The organism is Dysgonomonas sp. UBA7710 (assembly GCF_002482385.1).
Classification (GTDB): Bacteria; Bacteroidota; Bacteroidia; order Bacteroidales; family Dysgonomonadaceae; genus Dysgonomonas.
In genome coordinates this window covers 431,986-440,256 of record NZ_DLFW01000047.1, presented here as the reverse complement: position 1 = coordinate 440,256, position 8,271 = coordinate 431,986, and the positions used below count along the sequence as shown (strand labels likewise).

The 8,271-nt window shown below is 36.0% G+C and carries 5 protein-coding genes; all 5 read left to right on the top strand.

Going from position 1 to position 8,271, the window contains the following annotated elements; all coding sequences use genetic code 11:
- On the top strand, window positions 1-725 hold a 725-nt coding region (locus B3317_RS17055; RefSeq protein WP_291113952.1), incomplete at its 5' end, for an RHS repeat-associated core domain-containing protein.
- An 826-nt stretch (window positions 726-1,551) separates the two neighbouring features.
- On the top strand, window positions 1,552-2,268 hold the full coding sequence (locus tag B3317_RS17050) for an RHS repeat-associated core domain-containing protein (protein ID WP_291113950.1): 717 nt from the start codon (window positions 1,552-1,554) through the stop codon (window positions 2,266-2,268).
- A gap of 107 nt (window positions 2,269-2,375) precedes the next feature.
- A complete protein-coding gene (locus tag B3317_RS17045; protein ID WP_291113949.1) occupies window positions 2,376-5,303 on the top strand; it encodes a TonB-dependent receptor in 2,928 nt (975 codons plus the stop codon).
- 25 nt (window positions 5,304-5,328) lie between these two features.
- The gene (locus B3317_RS17040) at window positions 5,329-6,639 is read left to right on the top strand and encodes a DUF4876 domain-containing protein (RefSeq protein WP_291113948.1); all 1,311 of its coding nucleotides are present in this window, start codon (window positions 5,329-5,331) and stop codon (window positions 6,637-6,639) included.
- Window positions 6,640-6,664: 25 nt separating this feature from the next.
- Window positions 6,665-8,251 (top strand): DUF6850 family outer membrane beta-barrel protein, encoded by a 1,587-nt coding sequence (locus B3317_RS17035; RefSeq protein ID WP_291113947.1) that lies wholly within the window; start codon window positions 6,665-6,667, stop codon window positions 8,249-8,251.
- Window positions 8,252-8,271: the final 20 nt, after the last annotated feature.

Here is an 8,271-nt window from a genome sequence, read left to right as displayed (position 1 = left end):
CGTATAAGTACAATAATAAGGAACTGGATCAGATGCACGGGTTGAACATGTATGATTATTCTGCTAGACGTTTGGCTCTGGATGTCCCTAGGTTTACAACGGTCGATCCGCTGGCGGAGAAGTATTATAGCATTAGTCCGTATGTATACGCGGGGAATAATCCAATACGAAATATTGATATAAAAGGAGATAGTATTACTGTTTTAAATATGAATGATGGGGAACACATGGCTATTTTAATTCAGAATGACAAAGGAAAGTGGCAATACTATTCTGTTAATGGCGATAATGTATATATTCCTGGCACAGATATTCATCTAGGAGGACGAAAATTTGATGATTTAGCAGTAGGAGAATTTGATAGCCCAGAACAATTTATGCAAAGTGCATATAATTCAAAAGGAGATAAAGATGATAAGAGTATTAATAAATATGGTTTTACAGAAGGCTATATTTTGGCGACAACGCCAGAACAAGATGCCACTATAAGAGAAACTTTTGTAGGTATTAGCCAAAATGAAGAATATGGTATATTTAGTAATAATTGTGCGACAGCAGTCCAGAGATCATTGAATGCTGTAGGGATAAAGACTTCTGAAACAAAAAGGATGACAGATGTAATGATTGGCCCATCTACTAAAGAAGTTACCCCTTGGTTGCCAAGTCAAGCATTTAAAGCCATAAGAAATAGTAATCCTAATGGAACTTATATAAGAAAGAAATAACAAAGCTTCAATGAACAAGAGTAAAGTTTTTATAAATCTATCTGTTGTATATTGGATAATACAAGCTATTGTTATTTTTAATATGCACGGTTTTGGCATTCTGCCTAAAGTACTATCTGTCAGTATATTTACTTTGGGTCTTTCGAAGTGGATTACATCAAATCAGAAGTGGAATTATTTGTATTCTGTATTAATGATAGTTTATTCGATAGTCTATTTGATATTAACAGGGATTCTATTTCTCTTCTTTGGAGAAAAAAATATTATTTACTTATCATTAATATTAGTTGCTTTGTTGAATTTAGGAATATCGATATCTACACTCATTTTACTAAATAAAAACAAATAATGTAAAAGCTAAGCCCGCAATCTCCATATACACAAGGCGGGCCTGATGCTATGGGATGGAGTTTCAGTATGGACGGGAACTTAGCCGCCCCCGCTCGCGCAGACGCCCCGTCTGAGTGTTGCACAGCAATAATTATAATCCTGCCGGTATCATCGTCGGCAGGATTATTTATCTATAGCATATACATTTTGTTCAGCGGAGCAAAAAAGATACAGGATAAAAGTTATTGAAAAGTCTGTTACTTTTGTTACCTTTTAACTATATATAGTTAATAAATATAAAATACAATGATGGGTTTACGGGGAAAAAAGAGATAGAAAAAGTGTAACTTTTGTAACTTTTTTTGAGCTAGTGGTATAGTATCCAATTATTTAAAATAATTCTGGTTGATGGGGTTATTATGAAGGAGGAAATTATTACTTTTACATCACCGACCATCTGGGTAACAACCGGATAGTAGCCAATGCAGCGGCATCGGTGGTTCAGAGTACGCAGTATTATCCTTTCGGAATGCCGTTTGCGGATGCTACGGGAGCAGGTGTTCAGCCGTATAAGTATAATAATAAGGAATTGGATGGTAGGAACGGCTTAAATCTATATGACAGTGGCGCACGGTTATATGACCCCGGAATTCCACTTACCCTCACCCCTGACCCATATGCGGAGAATTACTATAGCTGGAGTCCGTATGCGTGGGTGGCGAACAATCCGATGAAACATATAGACCCGACGGGAATGGATTGGTATAGAGATGACAAAGGAAATGTTATGTGGCAGAAAGGAGATGATGAAACTGTAACAAAGACATATGAAGGCGAAAACGGTAGTTTTACCACAACATATACGAATATTGGATCAACGTATAGCCAGAGAATTGATGATTATACATTCTTACATTATGATCAAAATACACTAACTGTCTATTATTCCCCTGAAGATTTCCAGAATGGGGATTTAGCAAGAAATGCTCAAATAAGCCAATCTCCATATACACAAGGCGGGCCTGATGCTATGGGATGGAGTTTCAGTATGGACGGGTACTTTGCTGCTTGGTTTGAGGGTAATGTCGTGATCAATCCTGAAAATGAAATTGTGGATATTCTGAGGGTGAACCAGCATCAGGCAGGAGAGGAGAAGATTGCAATCTTTGATGCTTTTCATTTAGATCATTTGAAACACATGTGTACAAAATAAACCCGTGTAATACCTATTTGTTGGTATTAGACATAGCTAATTTACCAATACTTTGTTATTGTAAAAGCCTTAAAATATCCCGAACTTTGGGGCTCTTTTTAAAAGATATGTTGAGATTATTATCGCTGATTGGAGTTGTAGTTTTGTATACAAGTTCTATCTTGGGGCAGACTTATTCTATTCAAGGCAATGTGTTATCATCTCGGACTAACGAGCCCATTAGCAATGCCATTGTTACGTTGTTGGATTATGATGTGTGGGCAATAACTGACGAGAAGGGGCATTTTTTTATAAATAACATTCCTTCAGGAATACTCACTATTCGAATGTCTAATCTGGGATATGTCGCTCAGGAGTTTGAAATAATACTAAAGAAAAATGTATCAGAACTAACTTTCCATCTGAAAGAGGATAATCTTACTCTTAATGAGGTTGTTGTCACGGCTCAACGAAGAGCAGACGAGGCTACCACTAGTTACTTGATAAGTCGAACTATGCTCGATCATGCTCAGATATTGGATGTAGCGAATATTTCGTCTCTATTGCCGGGAGAGTCTACTAATGGAGCTAATAATTTAACTGTAGCACAGCGTTTTTCATTGCGTAGCGGAGGTACCGCCGAAATGGGAAACCCTACTCTGGGGACGATTGTTTCTGTGGATGGCGTTCAACTGTCTTCGAATGCTACCATGAATGATATCTCGAATGTTAGTAACCACAGAGGTATTGATACACGGAGTATAGGCACGAGTAATATCGAATCTGTAGAGGTCATCACAGGCGTTCCATCCGTTGAATATGGAGATATGTCGAACGGGATTGTCAAAATAAATACGCGCTCAGGAAAAACACCTCTTCTAATAGATCTTATAACAGAACCGAATACGAAACAATATGCTTTAAGCAAGGGTTTTGATTTAGGGGTAAATAATGGAATATTAAATACAAATATTGAACATACACAATCTATTTCAGATCTAGCTTCTCCTTATACAACATATGCCAGAAATATTCTGTCTCTTACTTATGCTAATACTTTTAATAAGCAAATTGGTCAACCTATAGTTTTAAAAGTCGGATTGACAGGGAATATAGGCGGATATGACAGCAAAAGCGATCCTGATTATTATCAAGATACATATAATAAACAACGTGACAACGTACTTCGAGGTTTCCTTGATGTAAACTGGATGATTAATAAACCCTGGCTTACCAGTATAGTTGCTTCAGCCTCGGTCAACTATAATGACAGATTAAATAAAGAGAATAAATATAATAATAGCGCAGTTCCTACTGCCGTACTACATGGCAAAGAAGAAGGCTATTTTATAGGCACTGGAACATATGCAGACAATCCGAATGCGGAGATTATCCTTCGGCCCGGAGGGAACTGGTATGAGCTATCAATAATAGATAATAAATATTTAGATTATACAGCAAAAATAAAAGCAAATTGGGCGAAAAAGTTTGGGCAATTAAATAATAAAATAGTACTTGGAATAGATTATAAGCGTTCTGAAAATAAAGGGAGAGGAACATATTATGATGATATGAATGTTGCTCCTACATGGAGGGGGTACCGCTATGATAAATTGCCGGCAATGAATAATTTATCTCTTTATGCACAGGAGCAAATAAATATACCTATAGAGAATACATTTTTGCAAGTTACTGCTGGATTACGATCCGAAATTACAATGATAAGTGGATCAGAGTATGGTACTGTCAGTAGCTTTTCGCCACGGTTCAATCTGAGATATAATATTCCGGTTAATAGCTCTTTAGTTAAGAATCTGGCTATCCGTGCCGGTATTGGAGAAACCGTCAAACTGCCAACATTTTCGGTTTTATATCCACAAACATCGTACAAAGATATTATTATATTTAACGAGACTAATGCCAAAGGATATTACATTATCCCTACCGATCCTGAATATAACCCTAATCTGAAATGGCAAAAGGAAAGATTACAAGAAATTGGGCTTGACCTGAAGATGAAAGGTGTAAGCATATCTCTTTCATTCTATAATAACAAAACCATCGATCCTTATGTAAACAATACAAGTTACTCGCCTTTCTCATATAATTTTACCGATCATGCTCAGCTAGAATCGTCTGCTATACCTTCCGGGAATAGAGTTTTTTCTATAGACCAGAATACAGGACAAGTAATAGTATCGGACAAAACCGGAACTTATCCAAGCGAACAACTGACATACGTTGAAACCAAAACATTTAAAACAAATTCTACCAGAGAGAATGGATCGCCCATCCTAAGAAGAGGGCTTGAATGGGTATTCGATTTCGATAAAATTTCGGCACTGAGCACTTCCTTCCGATTAGATGGCAAATATTATTACTATAAAGGAATTGATGAAACATTATATCAAAATTTGAACACTACATGGAAAGAATATCCATACATTGCTCACTATGTTGGTTCAACAAATAGTACATACAATGGGTCTATTGTCAAAAAATTGAATACTAACCTGACTATTACAACACACATTCCTAAAATAAGGTTGATTGTTTCGTTACGGGTAGAGAGTTCGCTCTACAACTATAAACAAAACATAAGTGAATACGAAGGTAAGACCATGGCTTTTGTTGTTGATAAGAATGATCTATCTACAAATCTAGGAGGTGATATATATGCAGGAAACCAATATGCAGCAGTTTTTCCGCTCTATTATACTTCCTATGATGATCCTAATACTAAAATACCTTTTGCCGAAAAACTGGCTTGGGCCAAAATAAATGATATAAATCTTTATAATGACTTGTATAGGCTCATTAATGTGACGACGAATGACTATACATTTGTTTCGAATAAATTATCCGCTTATTTCTCTGCAAATTTGTCCGTTACTAAAGAGGTAGGAAAATATGCTTCAATATCGTTTACTGCAAAAAACTTTCTGAATAGCATGGCAAAAGTAAAAAACAGCAATACTAATGCCGAATCGAGCTTGTATGGAAGTGGTTATATACCGTCATTTTACTATGGGCTGTCTTTAAGAATAAAAATTTAGTAATTGTAAAAATTTTATTATAAAAATGAAAAAAAATCTACTCTACTTATTATTGTGTATGCTCATTCTGGCTTTCAACTCATGTAGTGATGATAGTGATGATGGGCAAAAAACGTATACCATTACTGTTCAGTTGGTATATCCAAACGATATATCGACTAAAGAGGGTGTTGAAGTTAATCTATATAGTTCTACAAGTAGTTCTACATACAAATCGAAAACAGATGCCAGTGGAAAAGCTGTTTTTACTGTACTTGCAGGTGTGTATGAAGTTTCGGCTACAGAAGACCGTTACATTAGTGGTTCAGAATATAACTATAATGGAATAAAGAGCAATATTTCTATTACGCAAAACTGGGATGCTGCAACAGTCATCGATCTGGAGCTTAAGGTCTCGAAGGGAAGTCAAGTGATAATTAAAGAGCTATATGTTGGTGGCTGTCAAAAAGATGATGGTTCTGGAACTTTTATTAATGATAAATATGTCATTCTATATAACAATTCAGAAGCAACAGCAACATTAGATAAAATTTGCTTGGGCGTAACTTTACCTTATAATTCGAATGGAACGAATAGAGATTATGTAAATGGTGTTTTATCATATGAATCTGAGGGTTGGATTCCTGCCGGAACAGGAATCTGGTATTTCACAAATTCTGTAAGCCTTGAGCCCGGAAAACAAATTGTAATAGCACTGAATAATGCTGTGGATAATACAGCGCTTTACAGCAAATCTATTAACTTTAACAATTCGGAATATTATTGTACTTATGACTTGACAGCATACGCTAATACAACAAGCTATCCCACTCCGGTTGGAATTCCTGCATCTCACCATATGAAAGCCTATCATTATGGTACAGGAAATGCGTGGGTAATAAGTATAAGTTCTCCTGCATTCTTTATATTTTCACCTAAAGAAGATTTAGCAGATTTTGTCACTAATGCAAGTAAGACCAGTTATTACAACAATCTAACAAGTCAGGTTCGAAAGAAAGTACCTGTAGAATGGGTTGTTGATGGAATAGAAGTGTTTAGAAAAGATTATACTGATAATAATAAACGATTAACTGCAGATGTAGATGGAGGGTATGTTTATTATACAGATGGATATGGATATACCTTATATCGCAATGTGGATAAAGAAGCTACTCTTGCAATCGAAGGAAATGAATCAAAATTGGTTTATAGTTATTCTTTGGGTACAGAAACAACAGATATAAGCGGTATTGATGCCGAGGCTTCTATCAAGAATGGAGCGCGTATAGTCTATAAGGATACAAATAATTCTACTAACGATTTTCACCAACGTAGCAAGGCGTCTCTAAGAAATTAAGTGAAGAATGCATAAACATCTTATAATGCTTATAATAGGCGGAGTATTTTACTCCGCCCTTTATGCTCAGAATAACGAGGAGTATTTTCACGATTTTGAATATGTGAGCAAATCCGATCCGTGGTTAACGAGCAATAATGCCTCTGGTTTGTATAAGCTATTGTTGGACGATGTCTCTTATGGGGAGGTTTCTTTCAACAAGAGCGACGGCAAGTTTATTAATTATTACCAATCGGATAATAGCTATGTATTTGGTGGTAAGGCTGAGTCGTTTTACCGATTGTCGCCTAAAGTAGTAGTATACGGAAAGGTCTCATATGACAATTTTAAAGGAAAGCACATGGGGGGAGCATCTTTTATCGATCCTTACTATAATCCCTTCAACATAATAGCTGAAGCTGATAGCACTGCCGGAGAAAAACAAATGGAAAACTATCATCTTATAGGAGCTATAAGCGTAGATGTTTATAAAGGGCTGAAAGTAGGCGGTAAGATCGATTATTTGGCAACCAATTATGCGAAATTTAAAGATTTGAGACACAAAAACAAGCTGACAGATTTGTCGTTGACTATTGGTGCGAGCTATCCTATCAGTAACTTCCTCGAGGTCGGAATCAACTACTTTTATAGACGCACTATAGAAGGTATAGAGTTTAAAACATATGGAAATAAAGATATGCGATATTATTCTCTTATCGATTTAGGGGCTTTCTTCGGTCGTCGGGAAGAATTTGGTGATGGAGGATATACTAAGGATGGGGATGACAAACCTTTATTCAATAGATTTAATGGAGGATCGGTTCAATTAGGTCTGAGACTTTCCGAAAAGATAAAGTTGTTTAATGAATTAACGTATAAATCACGAGATGGTTTTTATGGCAAAAACTCATCATCATCCATTATTTACTCTAAACATAATGCATCGGTGTATGAATATAACGGGGTATTATCTATAGCCTCTGGTCGTGATTTACACTCTATAGAGTTATATGCAGGAAAAGAGAACCTCGAAAATAATGAAAATATTTATAATGTAAATACTACTCCCGGCGGTTTGCTTACAATTATATATTATGGAACCAATAAGGTGTTAGATCAGGATAGGCTAACAGCGAAACTGGCGTATACGGCTAATGTTGATATAGTAAACTATAACCCCACATGGGTACTGAAAGCTGATATTAATTTTTATCAGCAAAAAAAGACGGCTTCTCTTTATCCTTATTATAGGAAACAAACAATAAATGTGGCAAACATAGATATTTCAGCTAATCGAAATATTTTTACAGGCAAAGGGCAGATATACAAATTGTTATTAGGTACTGGTTTCAGTAAAGGTGGTGGTACCGATAAAAATGATGGCATATATTCAACAGGATCATCCGGAGGTAGTTCTCCAACTATGTTGGATTCATATTTGCACAGAGAATATGAGTATCTGACAAACCTGCAAATTCATTTTACTGCAGGGTTTGGATATCAGCGTCCAATAGATAAAGATATAGCTATTTATGGAAATGTACAATATCAAGTAGCCAAGGGACTCGACGTTGAATATCTTTCAGGAAGTACATTCGGATCGCTTGGTATAACAGTAGGCTGCTATTTCTAATTCCGGAAATATCCGTTATG